Genomic DNA, 18,339 nt, shown 5'->3' on the forward strand with positions numbered 1-18,339 from the left:
GCTACAAATGGCACATGAGCATTATTTGACCATACTTACATGACACCGTGACACACTTATACAACATCTAGACAGCATTGCGCGGTATGGACTCGTCTTCGACAACGCGTGATGGCGGAAAAACACAGCGAAAGAGAGCCCCTTCGCCAGGGTGGGATTCAATTTGTAGCAGTGCATCATGTCTCAGCAGCACATGTTTCACAATCGCTAGACCAAGGCCCGTTCCACCGGTAGCCGTACTGCGACCTTTATCAACACGATAAAAACGCTCGGTTAAACGCGGAATGTGGACAGGATCTATTCCTTCGCCGTCGTCGTCGACTTCAATACAAGCACTGCCATTCGGCATGGTTTTCCAGCGAAGTGTTATCTGACTACCCTCTGGCGTATACCGCACAGCGTTAAACACTAGGTTTGAAATCGCACTATGCAGTTCTTGCTCGCTGCCAATGAGCCGCGCATCACTTTCAAGCACGACTTGGACATTGTGCTGTTGATTAGAGAGCGCTAGCGCATCGCGGCGAATACTGTCGAGCATCGGCCCTAACACCAGCGCATGATGATCCTCGCCACCTTGGTCAATTTCTAACCGAGAGAGCAGTAGCAGATCATTGACTAAGTTTTGCATACGCTTCGTCTGCTCTTCCATTTGAGCAATACCTCGGCCCAAACGTGGTGGAAGTTGCTCTTTCAAGTCGCCGTAAGTTTCTAAATAACCCGTCAGTACTGTTAGCGGCGTGCGCAGCTCATGGGAAACATTGGCGACAAAATCACGACGCATCTGCTCTAGGCGATGCAAACGGGTAATGTCTCGCGCCATTACCAAGCGTTCATCATCACCATAGAGTGTAATTTGATATTGCAGGATACGCCGTTCATCGATGGGCGACGTTAAGGTCAGCGGCTCACCGTATTTACGCGCATTAAAGTAGCTGATAAATCGAGGATCACGAAGCAGGTTGGTAATATGCTGGCCACGGTCGTGGGCCGTTTGTAAGCCCAGCATTTCGGTCGCGGCACTGTTCCACCATTCTAAGTCACCATGTCGATCTAGCATAACGACACTGTCACGCATCGCTTCGGATGATTCCTGGATACGTGCAAGGGTGGCACGTAAGCGATTCTGGGTAATCCGTTGGCTCTTTTGGTAGCGATACAAGCGATCAAAAAGTTCGCCCCACATACCGCTTGCAGCAGGGGGTTCATCATGAGGGTGGAGCGTTAACCACTTAAAGAGTGCACGCAGTTGGCGCAGTTGATAAACCAAGCAAACGGCAAGGCCTGCAGCAACCCCAAGCCCTGGCATACCTAGCAACCATCCGAGACAAGCCCCCAGGGCAGCTAACCATGCAATCCGCCATAGTTCTCGGCTCCACAGGCGCACCGTTACACCCGCGCGGAAAAACGGTACCCAGTGCCTCTCACCGTTTGAATGAGACTCTGGTGAGCTTCCCCTAAGGCCTTACGTAGACGTCGGATGTGAACATCTACCGTCCGCTCTTCAACGTATACGTTACCACCCCACACTTGATCGAGCAGTTGGCTACGTGTATAGGCGCGCTCTTGATGCGTCATGAAAAACTGCAGCAGGCGGTACTCCGTCGGCCCCATTTCTAACGCCTTACCGTAAGCACTCACACGATGGCTTACTGGGTCTAATAGCAAGCCATTAATTTCAATAGGATCTTCGACACCACGGGGGGTAGTACGTCGCAATACTGCTTTTAAGCGAGCCACCAGTTCGCGGGGAGAGAAAGGCTTGGTGATATAGTCATCCGCCCCGGCCTCAAGTCCTTGAATCTTGTTATCTTCTTCGCCTTTAGCGGTCAGCATAATGATAGGCACTTCGGCAGTGGCTTCTTCACGCTTTAAGCGCCTTGCAAGCTCAATACCACTGGTGCCCGGCATCATCCAATCCAGCAAAAGCAGATCTGGCTGGTGGTCAACCATCATCGCGTGGGCATCCTGGGCGTTATCCGCTTCAAGCACGCGATAGTCAGCCATTTCCAGCGCCACTGCGATCATCTCGCGAATAGGCGCCTCATCATCGACAATCAAAACGGTCTTGGCGGTCATTCCAGGGCCTCACGGTGTTCAATGAAAACTAATTTAAAAAAATAGTTCAAAAAAACAGTTCAAAGACATGTCAGTGACGATAACACCATGACTTGATGACAATTCTATGACATAGAGGATATTTAGCCAGTTATTGGCCACCAACTTAGTGCAATACCTGCAAAAATTAACAAGCCTGACCAATGATTATTAAGAAATGCCTGGAAGCAGCGGTCGCGCTCACGGCCAGCAATTAATCGTTGTTGGTGGACAAACGTGGCAGCCATAGCGGCTAGCCCAAGCCAGAAAAAGCCACCTAAACCAACACGCCATCCTACCCAGGCAAGTAGTCCAAGTGCCGCCACTTGCAGCACACCAATTATCAGACGATCAGCGCTACCAAACAGCACCGCGGTAGATTTGATACCAATTTTTAGGTCATCGTCGCGGTCAACCATGGCGTATTGAGTATCGTAGGCAACGGTCCACAGCACATTAGCGCTAAACAATAGCCATGCTTCAAACGGTACATGACCCAATACCGCACCGAATGCCATGGGGATCGCCCAAGAGAATGCAGCCCCCAGCACCACCTGAGGTAAATGGGTGTAGCGCTTCATAAACGGGTAAATGAACGCTAATACAACACCACCTATCGACAACAGCACCGTAAACCAATTGGTCAATAGCACTAAAATGAAAGCAGTGGCTACCAGCGCTATAAACAGCAGCTGCGCCTCGGCTTCACTGATACGACCAGTGGCTAGAGGACGATGTTTAGTGCGCTTTACATGGCCATCGAAATGACGATCAGCATAATCATTAACCACGCAGCCCGCAGCGCGCATCACATAAACGCCAGCAATAAAGATCAGCAGAACATTCCGTCCAGGCACGCCCTCTGCCGCTATCCACAAAGCCCACAAGGTGGGCCACATCAATAGCCAAGTACCAATCGGGCGATCCAACCGCATTAAATGTAAAAAATCAGCCACTCGTGCCCATCCCGTTGGCCTCAACAGAGAACGGTCCATGCTTACCTCTCAAAAAGAAAACGCTGGCGATAGCCTAGCGCGAAGACAGGGCAAGATCATCTGCCATGGTTGATAAAAAGTATTCCTGCACTAACAGCGACAGCCCACTGTGCTGAAACACTGAGCGCCGACCCCATACGCTATCTAAAAGCGACGCAGAGTATTCCGCGACAAAGCGTGGCTGATGGCGAGTGGCGTAGAGTGGCCCACGCACCAAGTCAGGTTGTTGAAACAGCCAGCTGCCTAGTGAACGCTCGCCAAGCCCTTCTAACCCCTTACCTTGTAATTGACTAAGTGGCGCTACCGAGCGTGCTACTACCCAGGGCTTATCACCTACACACAACGCTACTTCCCTCAGCCATGCATAGCGGCGCGGTTCAATTCCCAGCGCTAGCGCTTCGTCCCGCAGAGGTAAGCCAATCGTTTGACGTAACAATTGCACCCGAAACGCGTTTGTGCCGCCTGCGACGGTTAACCGCGTCGTTAAGGAGTCCGTCGATGCCACCCACTGCCACCACGAAGCGCTCATTGCAGGGCGAGCCGCAGCAACAGGGAGCCAGTGAGGAAATAGTCGATGAGGAAATAGGGAAGCTTGCCGAACAGTAGGGGCGATCACCAAAGTCTCCAAGGCGGTCAATACACAGAAAGCTAGTGTAACATGGTGACCTCACAGGCTTTTGTTCTGCCGACTTTTGGTGACTGCATGCCCTCACACGAGATATCGCTATATTCCCATTCGACACTGATTATTATTGGCACCGGTATGGCGGGGATTGGCCTTGCGCGCGCCCTACGCCGACAGGGTGATACACGTGCCATTACCCTTATTAGTGCCGATAGTGGCGATGATTACAGTAAACCGCTGCTTTCTACAGGCTTTGCGAAACGCTTAACGCCAGACCAACTCGCCCAACGTGACGCCAGCAGCGTCGCAGAAGAACTGGACGCTGAGTTAATTACCCACACCCAGGTCGCACACCTGCATGTGGATAACCAACGCGTAGAACTAAGTAATGGCCAACAGCTCCACTATGACGATCTGGTGTTAGCCACTGGGGCGGCTCCCCATAGGCCGTTCAGCGTGCCCGAAAGTGTCGCCAAACGATGCTTCACCATTAACGACTTAGACGAGTATCGCCGCTTTTATGCCGCATTAGGAGCAACGCCTACTAAACGTGTCGCGGTTGTCGGTGCTGGGCTGGTGGGCTGCGAGTTCGCCAATGATCTCCATGCTGGCGGCCACCAAGTCACTCTCATTGCGCCAGAAAGTACACCGCTGCAACGCCTGCTCCCCGAACCGCTCGGCCAGGCACTGGCTGATGCTTTCCAAGAGGCAGGCATCCAACTTGCCTTAGGACATAACCTGACAACACTGGCACTTAACGTAGATGACGCTCTATCACTTCGTCTTGATAATGGCGACCTTTATGCTGCCGACATCGCGTTACTCGCCACTGGCTTAGTTCCGCGCACTCAACTTGCCGAAGCAGCCGGGCTGGCGGTTAGCCCTCGCGGCATTGTGGTTGACCGCCAGTTACGCACCTCTCGACCGAACATATTTGCGTTGGGCGATGTGGCTTGCGTTGAGGGAGTTAACGCTATGTACGTGCAGCCCCTGCAGGCGAGCGTAAAAGCACTGGCGTCGACCCTCGCCGGAAAACCAACCAGCGTCAGCTTTGGGGCGTGGCCCGTCATTGTGAAAACGCCATTACTACCCGTGGTTGCCTACCCACCGGTAACCACACCAGCACGGTGGAGAATTGAGGGAGAAGGCGGTGAAATGACAGCGATTGCTGAAAATAAAGACGGTCGTTTGATTGGATTTGCGTTGACAGGCAGCTGCGTGAGAAGGAAAGTGGAGCTTTCCAGAGTAGCACCTGCGCTGCTAGGCTGATTTTCGCCGCCTTAGCGACTAGGCTAAAAAAGTTAACCAGCTGGGCAGTGCTTCTAACAACACAGATGAACTTACGCTTGATTTTCACATAGGGAGATACCTTTATGCGCAAACCTGAACTCGCCGCCGCAATTGCTGAAAGCGCTGATCTATCCAAAGACAAAGCTGGCCAAGTCCTGAACGTTATCTTGGACGAAATCACTAACAGCGTTGCCAAAGGCGAAGATGTCGCTCTGATTGGCTTTGGAACGTTTACCGTGCGCCAGCGTGCCGCACGTACTGGTAAAAACCCGCAAACTGGCGCGCCTTTACAGATTCCCGCCAGTAAAAACGTTGCGTTCAAGCCGGGCAAAGCGCTTAAGGACGCCGTTTCCTAATGAAACTCAAGCTGACGCTGTGGCTACTGAGCTTACTGCTTAAAAGAGCCCTGCGACGCAAGCCGCGCTTTCGTGAGCAACTTGAGCGAATGCGCGGACTGGACTGGGGCGTTGCCACGGAAGACCTCAGCATTGCCCGGTATTATCGAATGACCTCGAAAGGCATTGATACCGGCAAAGGGCTACCCGTTGACCTAGACCTTGAGCTTCGTTTTCGCGATCAGGATGCCGCGTTGAAAATCCTTAAAAAGCCAACGCAACAGGCATTTCTAGATGGCATGGTAGCCGGTGAAGTCCGCCTAGTGGGCGACTCCGCCGATATGAACAAGCTTCAAAAGCTACTGAAAAATATGTAATAACTAACCCGCCACCTCAAGGTGGCGGGTTCCTTCCTAAGATTTCTCTTATTGCCCCTGCTATCTTTCAGACTAGGCTCTCACTGACCAGCCCCTCGCTGCCAAGCATCACGCTTGCTCGGTTACGTTTTGTATAGCCATTGAGCACAGCCGTTGAAAACAGCGGGTAAAGACAAGCACACACGCTTCACTCTATACTAAGCATTAAACTAAAGTCTAAAAGAAGCGACCCATTAGAGACTCTATGCCTATTTCATTGCCTTTGCGGCGTCTATGGACCCTGGACAAGTTTGCCTACAGCCTGCGCGTGTTTATCGCGTTCAGCGGGGCGCTGCTGTTTAGCGGTTTGGCAGGAGACATCGCGCTGGTGATTCCGCTGTTTCTGGGCATTATTGCGAGTGCGCTTTCTGAAACTGATGACAGCTGGCAGGGGCGCTTCCAGGCGCTGGTGGTGACACTTGCTTGCTTTGCCTCGGCCTCGTTTGTTGTTCAGTGGCTTTTCCCTTGGCCGTGGCTGTTTGCGGTTGGGCTGGCGGTTTCTACCTTCACGTTAATTATGCTGGGTGCCATTGGTCAGCGGTACGCGACCATTGCGTCAGGCACGTTAATCCTGTCGATCTACTCAATGATCAACATTGAACAGCACGGTGGCGTGGATGAAGACGTGGCTTCCAGGCAGTTGCTGCTGCTTGCAGGAGCCGCGTGGTATGGGGTTATCTCAATCCTATGGTGCGCCCTTTTTTCGCGCCAGCCAGTTAAACAAAGTATGGCGCGGGTATATAAAGCGCTAGGTGAGTTTTTAATCTTAAAGTCTGCGCTGTTTGAGCCTGTTCGTGGGGTCGATCTAGAGGCGCGCCGCGTGGCGCTAGCCAGGCAAAACGGCAAGGTAGTCGATGCACTCAACCAAGCGAAAGAGATGATTTTCCGCCGCCTAGAGGGGCAACGTGGCAGCCGTAAGCTAAATCGCTATCTACAGATTTACTTTATCGCCCAGGATATACACGAGCGGGCAAGCTCTACCCACTACCCCTATAGCGCGCTCACCGAAGCGTTTTTTCACCATGACGTTCTGTTTCGTTGCCAGCGACTCTTAGACCAGCAAGGCCGCGCCTGCCGCCAGCTAGCCAAATCGCTGTTGCTTAACCGCCCCTTTGGTCATGAACAGAGTGAGCAGGCGCTGGCCGATCTACGCGCTTCTATCGACAACTTAAGCGAGCACGGTAAGCCGGAATGGCGTCCGCTTATGCACCCGCTCAATGCACTTGCCGATAACCTGTCTATCCTGGAAGCTCAGATTGCCAGTGCTCACAACCCAGATACCGACGATGATCGTCGTGATAGTTCGCTTTACGACCGCTCCCCCTCCAGCGTGCTAGAAGCGTGGAAACGCGTTCAGCTAAATTTGACGCTGGGTTCACCCACGTTTCGCCATGCGGTGCGCTTATCCACCGCGCTGTTAGTAGGCTATGGGCTGCTCCAGTGGCTTGACCCTGAACAGGGGTTTTGGATTTTACTCACCACGCTGTTCGTCTGCCGTCCGAACTTTGCCACCACGCGTCGTTTTCTTTCACAGCGCATCTTCGGCACGGTGCTTGGCCTCATTGCAGGTTGGGCATCCATTAGCTTGTTCCCCCAAGCCAGCATACAAAGCATGATTGCGGTGGCTGCGGGCGTTTGTTTTTTTGCCAACCGCGAGCGTCACTACGTTATCGCCACTGCTTCAATCACACTGCTGGTACTGTGCAGCTTTAACCAGGTCGGCGACGGTTTTAATCTGATCTTACCTAGGCTATTGGATACCTTGGTGGGTTCGTTGATTGCCGGGCTAGCGGTATTTTTTATTCTGCCTGACTGGCAAGGGCGTCGGCTGTACCGAGAGGCCGCAAAAGTCCTCACCAACCACCGCCGTTATTTAGATGAGATAGTTCACCAGTATGAAGAGGGAAAGCAGGACGATTTGGCTTACCGGTTAGCCCGCCGCAATGCCCACAATGCCGATGCAGCGCTCTCAACGCTACTCACCAATATGCTCCACGAGCCGGGGCACTATCGCAAACAGGACGCCGACAGCGGCCTACGCTTTCTAGTGCTGTCTAACACGCTGCTAAGCCACTTATCTGCCCTTGGCGCTCACCGCCATCAGTTGGCTGAAGACGAGGACGACGCCGCCTTAGTGCCCCTTGCCAAGCGCATCAGCGAGCTGCTGGAGCAACTGGCAGAACAACTCACCAAGCGCCAACCCGTCACGCCCTTGGCTGACCAAGTCAACGACCTACTCGCGCAGCTAGAGCAGAATGCCTCAGATTCCTTCGATAAGAAGGGCTCAGAGGGAGACGAAAACGCCATTGCCCTTTACCGTCCCATCCAAAGCCAGCTACGCCTGATTGCTGAACAGCTAGGACCTCTTGGTGAAGCCGCCAACCGCTTAACGGAGACACCAGTAGAGAATCATCAAGAAGCGAGCACCGCAGCTTAAGCGTTGTATCACTCCCTACACCTGCCCGTAGCGCCCGGCGGCTTCGCCTAGCCAGCGCCGCACTAATACGGCGGTGACCTCAGTGTTGCCTTGAAGCGCCTGGGCCAGGGCAGTGACGCGCTCTAGCTGGTCGGCGTCACGCTCAAGATCAGCAATTTTCATTTGGGCAAGGCCGGTTTGGCGAGTGCCGAGCACTTCCCCGGGACCACGAATTTCCAAGTCCTTTTCGGCAATACGGAAACCGTCGGTCGTTTCACGCATTACCCCCAGGCGCTCCCGAGAGCTTTTCGAAAGCGGCGGGTGATAAAGCAGCACACAGAAGCTTTCCGTGCTGCCGCGCCCTACTCGACCGCGCAGCTGGTGCAGTTGAGAAAGCCCCAGGCGTTCCGGGTTTTCGATAATCATCAGGCTGGCATTGGGGACATCTACGCCCACTTCAATAACGGTGGTGGCCACCAGCAGGTCGAGCTCGCCCGTTTTGAAGGCCTCCATCACCTCAACTTTTTCACTGGCCTTCATGCGCCCATGAATCAGTCCAATAGCGAGTTCAGGCAGCGCCTGGGTTAGTTCATCGCGAGTGACTTCGGCGGCCTGACACTGCAGCACCTCAGACTCTTCAATCAGCGTACACACCCAATAGGCCTGACGCCCATCACTGCAGGCGTTGCGAATGCGTTCAACCACTTCAGGCCGCCGCTCATCAGACACCACTACGGTTTTAACCGGCGTACGCCCTGGCGGCAACTCATCAATTACCGATACATCCAAATCCGCGTAAGCACTCATGGCCAGCGTGCGAGGAATTGGTGTCGCAGTCATGATTAGTTGGTGGGGTGTTAACCCGCCCGCTTCGCCTTTCTCGCGCAGTGCCAAGCGTTGATGAACCCCAAAGCGGTGCTGTTCATCAATAATTGCCAACCCTAAACACTGAAAGTGTACGTCGCTCTGAAACAGCGCGTGGGTGCCCACCACCATACGCGCACGACCATCGGCAATAGCGGCTTTGGCATCTAACCGCGCTTTACCTTTGAGCTTACCTGCCAACCAAGCCACTTCGATGCCCAGCGGTTCAAACCAGGCTTTAAACGCTCGATAGTGCTGTTCAGCAAGAATTTCCGTGGGGGCCATCATCGCCGCCTGGCAATTGCCCGCTAGCGCTGAAAGCGCCGCCATCGCCGCAACGACCGTCTTCCCCGAGCCGACGTCGCCCTGCACGAGCCGTAGCATCGGGGCGGGCCGCGCAAGGTTTAGGGTAATCTCTTCCAGCACGCGGCGCTGCGCACCGGTAAGGGCAAACGGCAGCTGGGCTAAAAAGCGGGTTTGCAGGCTGCGGCCCGAGGGCAGCGATGGCGCACCATCCGCCTGAATACGTAACCGCACTTCACGCAGGCTGAGTTGGTGAGCCAGTAGCTCTTCCAGTGCCAGCCTACGTGTGGCGGGATGATGGCCGTGGGCAAGCTGCTCAATGTCCACATCCGGTGGCGGTTGATGTAGCAGTTGCAGGCTAGCGTGTAACCCAGGCAGGTTGAACCGCTGGCGCAGAGCATCTGGAATAACGTCTGGAAGTAACTCAGGGGAGCGCTGCAGTAGTACAAGCGCTTGCTGGGTAAGTGCGCGCAAACGCGTCTGATGCAACCCTTCAGTGGTCGGGTAAATCGGCGTGAAATACTCCTCAACCGGTGTATCGTTACCGCCGCTTAGCCGGTACTCAGGATGGTAAATTTCCAGCCCTGTTGCCCCCGCGCGCGCCTCCCCAAATGCACGCACCGTAACACCGGGGCGCATCTGTTGCTGCTGGGCAGGCGAAAAATGAAAAAAACGCAGGCTTAAAATACCGCTTCCATCGCGCACTCTGACTAACAAACTACGCCGACGTCCCTTAACAACATCGCACGCGGTGACTTCCCCTTCTATCACCGCCTCACTCCCTGCGCGCAGCAGGCCAATGGGCGTTAGCCGTGTACGGTCCTGGTAGCGCAACGGCAGGTGAAATAGCAGGTCGCTTACGCAGTCTATTCCCAATCGCGCCAACTTTAGCGCGAGCGCCTCACCAACCCCTTTCAGCGACGAAACCGATGCAGAAAGGTCACTCATGAGGATGGACTAGCAGTGTGTACAGGTTGCTGACATTGGCTAATCGCCTTGGCTAACGCATCAATTGCTTTTGGGCGAGGAAAGCTTGCCCGCCACGCAATGGCAACGGTGCGCGAAGGCGCGGGCTCAACAAAGGGCCGGCTCACTAGCATGGCATTTTCATACTGATCAGTGCCCAGCGCCGACTGTGGCAGTACCGTAATGCCTAATTTAGATGCCACCATATGGCGAATGGTTTCCAATGAACCACCCTCAGCAATCAACGTATTATTGGGGCTGTTAAGCTTTTGGGTAATCGCCGGACAGGCTTCTAAAATTTGATCACGGAAGCAGTGCCCTTCCCCCAGCAGCAACAAGCGCTCTTCTAACAAATCCTCTTTGTGGATCGCATCACGACTTACCCAGCGATGGCTGGCTGGCATCAATACCTCAAAATGCTCATCGTAAATCGGCTTGGTAACTACGTCGGTCTCTGTGAAAGGCAACGCCACAATAATGACATCCAGCTCGCCACTGCGTAACTTTGCCCGCAGAGAGCCGGTCATGCCTTCTTCGATATACAACGGCATTTGCGGCGCGGCGCTAGCCAGTGCTGGCACTAGATGGGGAAATAAGTAGGGGCCAATCGTATAAATTGCGCCTATGCGCAGCGGGTTAGCCAACTGGTCTTTGCCAGCATTCGCCATTTCGTAGATAAGTCGGCTCTGTTCCAGTACGCGCTGGGCTTGAGCAACAATCTTCTCACCCAACGGGGTGACCTGCACGGTTGATTTGGAACGTTCAAACAACGGTGTATCAAGCTCGTCCTCGAGCTTTTTTACCGCCACCGAGAGCGTTGGCTGCGAAACATGGCAGCGTTCGGCAGCACGACCAAAGTGACGTTCTTGGGCAAGGGTTACGATGTAGCGTAGTTCTGTTAAAGTCATAGTGGTGCCAGTGGCATCCTCTCGTTGCAGCTCGTTACAGGTCATCGTGATAGCGAGATGGAAAAGGACAAACAAACCCTATTGAAGATGGCACATCTCATAGGGACTTTGTATCTGATAGGGAATATTAATCAAGAGGAGTGACCAAGGTGAAGCTAACGGTACTGATTATTGGCTGCGGAGATATCGGCATAACGCTCGGGCGCGAGCTACTCAGCGAAGGCCATCATGTTATCGGCGTGCGCCGTCATGTCGAGGCATTAAAAGACACGGGCATTGAGCCGTTGGCGCTTGATCTTAACGATCTTGAAGGCGCTGGTGCTGACGCCCTGCCTCGTGCTGACTACGTTATTTATACTGTCAGCGCTGACCGTTTCGAAGAAAGTGCCTACCAAAGCGCCTATCCGGATGGCCTCAATCGTGTGCTTGGCGTGCTTGAGCAGCATAAAACGCCACCAAAGCGCATCTTTTTTGTGTCGTCGACCAGTGTTTATGGCCAGCAGGAAGGCGAGGTCGTTAGCGAAGACAGCCCAACCGGTTCAACCAGCTTTTCTGGCAAGCTGATGTGCGATGCCGAACAAGCGCTGATTAACCATCAGATTCCCGGCACGGTCGTGCGCTTTTCGGGTATTTACGGCCCTGGGCGTGATCGTTTGATTCATCAGGTCGCGGAAGGCCGCATTGCCGCTGTCACGCCAGTCAGCTACTCCAACCGTATTCACCGTGATGACTGCACCGGTATTCTGGCGCACTTAATTCGTTGTCAGGAAAAAGGCGCGCCACTCGCCGACCTTTACCTAGGTAGCGACTGCGAGCCCGTCACCCTGCATAACGTGATGGCGTGGTTAGCCAAACAGCTCAAGGTTGAATCTACCGAGACCATGCAGTCACCACTGCGCCGTCGCACCAGCAAACGCTGCGATAATAGCCGCATCCGTGAAACGGGTTATGAATTTCGCTATCCAACCTACAAAGAAGGCTACGCACAGGTGCTAAAAGAGGGCGGCTTCTTAACACCACAAAAAGCCTAATCGTTTCGGTGCTAATTCCTTTGCACTAACCTCTTTGCACTACCCTCAAAAAAAGAGCGAGCACTTAATGATAAAGTGCTCGCCCGTTTTTGGTGAAGACAGTTGCTGAAGACATTCGGCTCAGAGGCTTAGTCGCCAATGACCATCACAGCTTCTGCTTCTACTTGGCTGCCTTTGGGTAACGCTTTGACGCCGACCGCTGCACGGGCAGGGAAAGGCGACGAGAAGAACTCTTCCATCACCTTGTTTACGATCGCAAAGTTATCCAAATCAACAAGATATAAGTTGAGTTTGACGATATCGCCAAGCGTACCGGCAGCCTCTTCACATACCGCCTGTAGATTGGTAAATACCTGACGTGCTTGCGCCTCAAAGTCGTCAGAAACAATTTCCATCGTCGCCGGGTTCAGTGGGATCTGACCCGAAAGATACACTGTGTTGCCAGCCTTAATTGCTTGAGAATAAGGGCCGATGGCAGCGGGGGCTTTATCAGTATTAATAACCGCTTTGTTGCTCATGAGATAGCACTCTCCTGTCGTGTTTAATATATTTTTAGACGTATGTTATAGATAGGGTGATAGCGTTAAACATTAATTCTAATGGTCCGCCATAGCAGTTGCTGCCAGCCCATCGCCAGCAGCCTACTAACGGGTGATTAATTGGTCATTCTGGTTATTTTGCCGACATTAGGAAGGTTGCGTATACGCTTAATAATGCGCGCAAGATGCACTCGGCCTTTTACCGATAAGGTTAAATTAACGATTGAAAGCCGCGCATCACGCTCTTCAATGCCGATACGCTCGATATTGGCGTCGGCATCGGTCACCACGCCCGCCAGCTCGGCCACCAGCCCACGACGGCTCTCAATTTCAATGCGCAGCGCGACCGGGAAGTCTTCATCTATACTGTCCGACCACTCAAGAGCAAACAGCTTCTCTGGGTCGTTTTTACGATCACCTAGGTTTTTGCACTCACTGCGATGCACCACCAGCCCCTTGCCAACGGATAAGTGGCCGACAACGGGGTCGCCCGGCAATGGATGACAGCAGCGGGCAAAATTAATCACCATACCTTCGCTACCGCTGATAACGACGGCTTTTTCACTATCCCCACTGAGAACGTAGTCAGAGTTTCCGCCATTGGAGATATCAACCAAGCGCCGCGCCACCACATGGGCCATTCGATTGCCCAAGCCAAGTGACTCTAACAAAGCATCTAGCGAAACGACATCCAGCTCTTTAAATGCTTTAGTAAAAACACTTTCATCTATCTCTTCCAGGCTGGTTTCAAACGGTGCCAGCGCCTTATTCAACAGCCGTCGCCCTAAGATAACCGCTTCTGCCTGCTGCTGGTGCTTCAATGCATGGCGTATCGCGGAACGCGCTTTTGCTGTCGTGACGAAGTTGAGCCATGCCAAGTTAGGCCGTGCCCCAGGAGCAGTAATAATTTCCAGCGTTTGGCCACTTTCAAGACGCGTTGAGAGCGGGGCTAAATGGCGATCAATACGACAAGCAATGCAGTTATTGCCAATATCGGTGTGTACGCTATAAGCAAAGTCGATCACCGTTGCGCCCTGAGGCAGCTCCATGATGTCGCCTTTAGGGGTAAATACGTAGATATCGTCTGGAAAAAGATCGTTTTTAACGTGCTCAATAAACTCTAGCGAGTCACCCGCATGGCGCTGCATTTCTAGCAGCCCTTTTACCCAAGCCCGGGCGCGGGCATGGCTGCCTTCGGCAATGGGGTGGGTTGTTTGCCCTGCTTTATAGAGCCAGTGGGCAGCGATGCCATTATTAGCCATCGCCTCCATTTCACGGGTGCGGATCTGCACTTCAATTGGCATCCCGCCCTGACCAAACAGCGTAGTATGAAGGCTTTGGTAGCCGTTGGCTTTTGGGATAGCGATATAATCTTTAAATCGCCCTGGTACGGGCTTATAGAGATTATGCACCACGCCTAAGATGCGATAGCAGCTAGCGACATCTTCGGTAATGATGCGGAAGCCGAAGACATCCATAATTTCTGCGAACGGCTTACGCTGGTCGCGCATCTTTTTATAAATCGACAGCAGATGTTTCTGCCTGCCGATCACGGTACCTTTAAGCCCTTCATCGTCCAGACTCTGCTGTAGCGATGACTGAATTTCTCGCATCGCACTACGGCGGTTCCCCCGCGCGCTGGCGACCGCGCGCTTGATGCGTTCTGAACGCATTGGGTGAATAGCCTGGAAAGAGAGATCTTCAAGTTCAACACGAATCGTATTGATACCTAAACGTCCCGCGATACGGGCATAAATTTCCAGCGTTTCTCGGGCAATACGGCGCTTTTTATCTGGGCGCAATGCTCCCAGCGTGCGCATGTTATGCAGACGGTCAGCCAATTTTACGATGATGACGCGGATATCCCGCGACATCGCTAACACCATCTTCTGGAAATTTTCCGCCTGGGCGACGGCTTTGTCTTCAAAGGTGATCTGGGTCAGCTTGGAAACACCATCCACCAGTTCGGCGACAGGCTTACCAAACTGCGCAGACAGCGCCTTTTTCGAGACACCCGTATCTTCAATGACATCGTGCAGCATGGCAGCCATCAAACTTTGATGGTCCATGTGCATATTAGCCAATATATTAGCGACCGCTAACGGGTGGGTCACATAAGGCTCACCAGAGCGACGGCGCTGGCCGTCGTGGGCTTGCTCGGCATAATAGAAAGCGCGTTTGACCTGCTGTATTTCGTCTGGAGGTAAATAGCCGCCAAGTCGATCGGCCAGGTCATCAATGGTGAACATTTACCGCGCCCCTAGTCGCTTCTAAGTCCAGTCTCTAGTCAACCTTAGTCGTCGATATGTGTCGTAGGCGTCATTGCTGGGCGCGTACGAACCGCAGCTTCAACCGGCTCATCTAGCACGGTGTGATTTACCAGGCCGGCGGCAATTTCACGCAGTGCCATAACGGTAGGTTTATCGTTCTCCCAGGGCAGTTGCGCTTCACGGGAGCCACGGGCAAGCTGGCGCGCGCGCTGGGTAGAAATCATCACCAGTTTGAAGCGGTTCTCAACATTTTCCAGACAATCTTCAACGGTTACGCGAGCCATGGGGGCCTTCCTGTAATGACAACGCTGGGCCAGCGTTGTGGTGAAACGCCGCGGGCCCAGCAAAAAAAGTGGTAATGGAACCTGCTAGATTACTCGACGCTAGGCGCTTGTGACAAGAGCGCATCGAGTAGTGACGCATGACGCACCTGCATCGCCTCACGTGTTAAGCGGCGACTGATCACCAGCGACTGCAACTCTTGCAGTGCTGTGGTGAAATCATCATTGATGACTAAGTAGTCATATTCATCAAAATGGGACATTTCGCTAACGGCATCACGCATACGCCGAGCAATCACTGCGTGCTCATCGGTTCCGCGGCTAGAAAGACGCCGCTCTAGTTCGCTACGCGAGGGTGGCAAGATAAAAATCGACACTGCCGAAGGCATTTGCTCACGTACCTGCTGAGCGCCCTGCCAGTCGATCTCTAAAATAACGTCTTGCCCTGCGTCCAGAACAGTTTGCGCCGCACAGCGAGACGTACCGTAGTAATTATCAAAGACCTTGGCATACTCAAAGAACTCACCGCGCTCAATCATCGCTTCAAAGTCGGCTACGTGAGTAAAGTGGTAATTCACACCATCCACTTCCCCCTCGCGCTTAGCTCGCGTGGTATGTGATACCGAGACCTGAATACCATCCAGGCTCTCGATCAGCTCGCGGACCAAGCTGGTTTTACCAGCACCCGACGGGGCAGAAATAATAAAAAGCGTACCCTGGGACATGAAGCGCTTCCCTAATTAGCGAAAGATAGTTAGCAAAAGATAGATAGCGAAATGATAGTCAGCGAAAGATCGTTGATGAAGATAAACAGCACAACGGCAATACGTTGTACTGTTTATCAAGCACTGCGAATAAGGTTCTGCAAATAAAGTAGCGCGCAGTATCGCACACCTATGCTATGGACTGTAGCGTTTCGGCGCAGTCACAAGGAGGTCGTTATGCGCAGTACGATCGTTATTTTATGCTTAATTGCCCTGGGCGTAGCGTTCCAAAAAGGGCTGATTGAGATTCCCCGCCATTGGGCACCCTGGGCGCCACTCTATATCGATGACCCAATAACGCCCATCACCCAGCTAAAGCTCAAACGTCTAAACGATGACCGGGGTGCCTGTTTAGCCGCACTGGACACCGTGCCAGAGAGCGAGCTTAGTTACACACCTTTAGCCGATTATTCCCCAACCGCTAGCTGCCCACTGACGAATATCGTGCGTATGCAGTCTAGCAGCGTTCGTTTTAACCAAAGTTTTGTCGCCACCTGCCCAATGGCGATGGCCTGGGTAATGTACGAGCGCCATGTCCTTCAACCTGCCGCCCTGGAAATCATGGGTAGCCGTGTGGCCCAAGTCAATCACGTTGGTAGCTTTGCCTGCCGTAACGTCTATGGCCGCGAAACAGGCAGGCGCAGTGAACACGCCACCGCTGAAGCACTGGATGTGGTGGGATTTCAGTTTGAAAATGGCCAGCACATTACGCTGATCAATCACTGGGATGACGAAGGCGAAACCGGGGAATTTCTAAGAGCAGCGAGAGATGGCGCCTGCAACACCTTTGGTAACGTGTTGGGGCCAGACTACAACGCCGCACATGCTGACCACTTTCACCTAGGCATGCGCGGCTTTAGGCTATGTCGTTAGTAAACACTCATTGATAACGTTCAGCCGTAGTGAAAGTGCGTTTCTCAAGCCAGCGCCCCCAAGCAAAAATCACCAGCCCGCAAAGTGCTAAACCGGTACCGACTAACCCTGTGCTCGACCAACTAAAGCCTGCGCTAATGACCAGCCCCGCTAACCACGCTCCTAATGCATTGGCCCCATTAAAAGCCGCATGGTTTAGCGAAGCCGCCATCGTCTGGGCATCTTCTGCTACATCCATTAAACGGGTCTGCAGCGCAGGCGCTAGCGCCATACTAGAGCCGACTAATCCTACAAATAACAGCCCCGTCCAAACATTATTAGCAGCAAAATAGAACAATCCCTGAATTACTGCGCACCACACCAAGGTAGCGGGAATTGCACGCATCAGGTTCTTGTCCGCTGCACGACCGCCAATTAAATTCCCAGCGATAGAGCCAAGACCAAAGATGACCAGCACTAGCGGCCCCAGCGCTTCACTCATACCCGCTTGCTGAGTAAGCGTAGGCATCACATAACTAAAAATAGCAAACATACCGCCACAGCCAATACAGGCAATGGCCACCGTCACCAATACACGCTGCTTTATCAATGCCGACAGTTCACGTAGCGGGCTTGCTAAGGCATCGAACGGCTGTACAGGTACCCACAAACGAATCAATAGCGCAGTCAACAGTGCAATAACACCTACGGCTGCAAAAGCAATTTGCCAACCAAACAGATTACCTGTCCACGTGCCTAACGGCGCGCCAATCAGAATCGCCAACGTCAAGCCCATCATTACCCGTGAAATAGCGCGTGCCCGCTGATCAACTGGCACTGCACCCGCGGCCACCAATGCGGCTACGCCAAAATAAGCACCATGCGGCAACCCGGCGATAAAGCGTAGCCCTACAAATGACCAGAATCCGGGCGCCATGGCACTGGCGATATTACCGACGGCAAAGACCAACATCAGCACAATGAGTAACGCACGCTTAGGTACCCGCGCTGCAAAGGCAGATATCAGTGGTGCACCGACGACCACACCCAAGGCATAGCTACTGATGGCATAGCCCACCTGTGGCACCGTAACGGCGAGATCTTCCGCGACACGGTTCATTAACCCCATAATGACGAATTCGCTGGTGCCAATACCAAACCCGCCTAACGCCAACACGACTTCTGCCAACCGCGGGTTACGTGCCAATCCCGATGACGACGCCTGCATACTTTTCTCCCCCAGGCGCATTCAACACCTGCTTAACAAAACGGTCTTGTATAGCTGCAAATGATCGCAGGATTAGACAAAAGTAGAAATACGCAACACCAAAAAAGTTAGCGGGCGAACGAGGCAATTCCTACGGATTACAACGGTAATATCCCAGGGAGC

Annotated in this window: 17 protein-coding genes; 6 read left to right on the forward strand and 11 right to left on the reverse strand. The window is 53.2% G+C overall.

Annotated features, from left to right (window positions below):
- Positions 1 to 67: 67 nt before the first annotated feature.
- The 4 genes from phoR to ACN06F_RS17945 form a co-directional block, all read right to left on the reverse strand.
- Positions 68 to 1,384, reverse strand: a complete 1,317-nt coding sequence (phoR, locus tag ACN06F_RS17930) for a phosphate regulon sensor histidine kinase PhoR (protein ID WP_038479701.1) — start codon at positions 1,382 to 1,384, stop codon at positions 68 to 70.
- Between the two features lie 2 nt (positions 1,385 to 1,386).
- Positions 1,387 to 2,076 (reverse strand): phosphate regulon transcriptional regulator PhoB, encoded by a 690-nt coding sequence (gene phoB, locus ACN06F_RS17935; RefSeq protein ID WP_009723274.1) that lies wholly within the window; start codon positions 2,074 to 2,076, stop codon positions 1,387 to 1,389.
- Positions 2,077 to 2,198: 122 nt separating this feature from the next.
- Entirely contained in the window at positions 2,199 to 3,089 is an 891-nt protein-coding gene (gene ubiA / locus ACN06F_RS17940; protein ID WP_038479706.1) for a 4-hydroxybenzoate octaprenyltransferase, read from the reverse strand.
- A 34-nt stretch (positions 3,090 to 3,123) separates the two neighbouring features.
- On the reverse strand, positions 3,124 to 3,705 hold the full coding sequence (locus tag ACN06F_RS17945) for a chorismate--pyruvate lyase family protein (protein WP_319618685.1): 582 nt from the start codon (positions 3,703 to 3,705) through the stop codon (positions 3,124 to 3,126).
- Positions 3,706 to 3,792: 87 nt separating this feature from the next.
- Here ACN06F_RS17945 and ACN06F_RS17950 point away from each other — a divergent pair, with 87 nt between their 5' ends.
- From ACN06F_RS17950 to yccS, 4 genes are all read left to right on the forward strand, one after another.
- Positions 3,793 to 4,983, forward strand: coding sequence for an NAD(P)/FAD-dependent oxidoreductase (locus ACN06F_RS17950; RefSeq protein ID WP_433924446.1), 1,191 nt, complete (start codon positions 3,793 to 3,795; stop codon positions 4,981 to 4,983).
- Positions 4,984 to 5,087: 104 nt separating this feature from the next.
- The gene (locus ACN06F_RS17955) at positions 5,088 to 5,360 is read left to right on the forward strand and encodes an HU family DNA-binding protein (protein WP_009723279.1); all 273 of its coding nucleotides are present in this window, start codon (positions 5,088 to 5,090) and stop codon (positions 5,358 to 5,360) included.
- Positions 5,360 to 5,716 carry a hypothetical protein gene (locus tag ACN06F_RS17960; RefSeq protein ID WP_009723280.1) on the forward strand — a complete coding sequence of 119 codons (357 nt, stop codon included), beginning with the start codon at positions 5,360 to 5,362 and terminating at the stop codon, positions 5,714 to 5,716. The genes ACN06F_RS17955 and ACN06F_RS17960 overlap by 1 nt, the downstream gene beginning before the upstream one ends.
- Positions 5,717 to 5,960: 244 nt before the next feature.
- The gene (yccS, locus tag ACN06F_RS17965) at positions 5,961 to 8,192 is read left to right on the forward strand and encodes a YccS family putative transporter (protein WP_433924447.1); all 2,232 of its coding nucleotides are present in this window, start codon (positions 5,961 to 5,963) and stop codon (positions 8,190 to 8,192) included.
- A gap of 15 nt (positions 8,193 to 8,207) precedes the next feature.
- On the opposite strand, the gene recG is transcribed toward yccS, so the two are convergent.
- Both recG and ACN06F_RS17975 read right to left on the reverse strand, forming a co-directional pair.
- Positions 8,208 to 10,286: an ATP-dependent DNA helicase RecG gene (gene recG, locus ACN06F_RS17970; protein ID WP_433924448.1), complete on the reverse strand. Its 2,079-nt coding sequence runs from the start codon at positions 10,284 to 10,286 to the stop codon at positions 8,208 to 8,210.
- On the reverse strand, positions 10,283 to 11,212 hold the full coding sequence (locus ACN06F_RS17975) for a hydrogen peroxide-inducible genes activator (protein WP_038486431.1): 930 nt from the start codon (positions 11,210 to 11,212) through the stop codon (positions 10,283 to 10,285). The genes recG and ACN06F_RS17975 overlap by 4 nt, the downstream gene beginning before the upstream one ends.
- Positions 11,213 to 11,361: 149 nt before the next feature.
- On the opposite strand from ACN06F_RS17975, the gene ACN06F_RS17980 reads away from it, so the two are divergent.
- Positions 11,362 to 12,243 (forward strand): SDR family oxidoreductase, encoded by an 882-nt coding sequence (locus ACN06F_RS17980; RefSeq protein WP_038479736.1) that lies wholly within the window; start codon positions 11,362 to 11,364, stop codon positions 12,241 to 12,243.
- 128 nt (positions 12,244 to 12,371) lie between these two features.
- Here ACN06F_RS17980 and ACN06F_RS17985 read toward each other — a convergent pair whose 3' ends face one another.
- From ACN06F_RS17985 to gmk, 4 genes are all read right to left on the reverse strand, one after another.
- A complete protein-coding gene (locus ACN06F_RS17985; protein WP_009723285.1) occupies positions 12,372 to 12,761 on the reverse strand; it encodes a RidA family protein in 390 nt (129 codons plus the stop codon).
- A gap of 137 nt (positions 12,762 to 12,898) precedes the next feature.
- The gene (locus tag ACN06F_RS17990; protein ID WP_038479739.1) at positions 12,899 to 15,031 is read right to left on the reverse strand and encodes a RelA/SpoT family protein; all 2,133 of its coding nucleotides are present in this window, start codon (positions 15,029 to 15,031) and stop codon (positions 12,899 to 12,901) included.
- A 44-nt stretch (positions 15,032 to 15,075) separates the two neighbouring features.
- The gene (gene rpoZ, locus ACN06F_RS17995; RefSeq protein WP_038479742.1) at positions 15,076 to 15,336 is read right to left on the reverse strand and encodes a DNA-directed RNA polymerase subunit omega; all 261 of its coding nucleotides are present in this window, start codon (positions 15,334 to 15,336) and stop codon (positions 15,076 to 15,078) included.
- Between the two features lie 89 nt (positions 15,337 to 15,425).
- A complete protein-coding gene (gmk, locus tag ACN06F_RS18000; RefSeq protein WP_433924449.1) occupies positions 15,426 to 16,058 on the reverse strand; it encodes a guanylate kinase in 633 nt (210 codons plus the stop codon).
- 216 nt (positions 16,059 to 16,274) lie between these two features.
- On the opposite strand from gmk, the gene ACN06F_RS18005 reads away from it, so the two are divergent.
- A complete protein-coding gene (locus ACN06F_RS18005; RefSeq protein WP_038479748.1) occupies positions 16,275 to 16,970 on the forward strand; it encodes an extensin-like domain-containing protein in 696 nt (231 codons plus the stop codon).
- Positions 16,971 to 16,977: 7 nt separating this feature from the next.
- Here the strand turns inward: ACN06F_RS18005 and ACN06F_RS18010 are convergent, their stop codons facing one another.
- Positions 16,978 to 18,177: an MFS transporter gene (locus ACN06F_RS18010; RefSeq protein WP_433924450.1), complete on the reverse strand. Its 1,200-nt coding sequence runs from the start codon at positions 18,175 to 18,177 to the stop codon at positions 16,978 to 16,980.
- Between the last annotated feature and the right edge of the window lie 162 nt (positions 18,178 to 18,339).

Source organism: Vreelandella sp. 21, from assembly GCF_050995515.1.
GTDB classification, from domain to species: Bacteria; Pseudomonadota; Gammaproteobacteria; order Pseudomonadales; family Halomonadaceae; genus Vreelandella; species Vreelandella alkaliphila.

Excerpts from the sequence above, each read along its gene's own strand:
- ACN06F_RS17955 (WP_009723279.1), top strand. The coding sequence starts at position 5,088 with ATGCGCAAACCTGAACTCGCCGCCGCAATTGCTGAAAGCGCTGATCTA.
- ACN06F_RS17985 (WP_009723285.1), bottom strand. The coding sequence starts at position 12,761 with ATGAGCAACAAAGCGGTTATTAATACTGATAAAGCCCCCGCTGCCATC.
- ACN06F_RS18005 (WP_038479748.1), top strand. The coding sequence starts at position 16,275 with ATGCGCAGTACGATCGTTATTTTATGCTTAATTGCCCTGGGCGTAGCG.
- gmk (WP_433924449.1), bottom strand. The coding sequence starts at position 16,058 with ATGTCCCAGGGTACGCTTTTTATTATTTCTGCCCCGTCGGGTGCTGGT.
- ACN06F_RS17960 (WP_009723280.1), top strand. The coding sequence starts at position 5,360 with ATGAAACTCAAGCTGACGCTGTGGCTACTGAGCTTACTGCTTAAAAGA.
- ubiA (WP_038479706.1), bottom strand. The coding sequence starts at position 3,089 with ATGGACCGTTCTCTGTTGAGGCCAACGGGATGGGCACGAGTGGCTGAT.
- ACN06F_RS17990 (WP_038479739.1), bottom strand. The coding sequence starts at position 15,031 with ATGTTCACCATTGATGACCTGGCCGATCGACTTGGCGGCTATTTACCT.
- ACN06F_RS18010 (WP_433924450.1), bottom strand. The coding sequence starts at position 18,177 with ATGCAGGCGTCGTCATCGGGATTGGCACGTAACCCGCGGTTGGCAGAA.
- phoB (WP_009723274.1), bottom strand. The coding sequence starts at position 2,076 with ATGACCGCCAAGACCGTTTTGATTGTCGATGATGAGGCGCCTATTCGC.
- yccS (WP_433924447.1), top strand. The coding sequence starts at position 5,961 with ATGCCTATTTCATTGCCTTTGCGGCGTCTATGGACCCTGGACAAGTTT.
- ACN06F_RS17950 (WP_433924446.1), top strand. The coding sequence starts at position 3,793 with ATGCCCTCACACGAGATATCGCTATATTCCCATTCGACACTGATTATT.
- ACN06F_RS17975 (WP_038486431.1), bottom strand. The coding sequence starts at position 11,212 with ATGACTTTAACAGAACTACGCTACATCGTAACCCTTGCCCAAGAACGT.
- rpoZ (WP_038479742.1), bottom strand. The coding sequence starts at position 15,336 with ATGGCTCGCGTAACCGTTGAAGATTGTCTGGAAAATGTTGAGAACCGC.
- recG (WP_433924448.1), bottom strand. The coding sequence starts at position 10,286 with ATGAGTGACCTTTCTGCATCGGTTTCGTCGCTGAAAGGGGTTGGTGAG.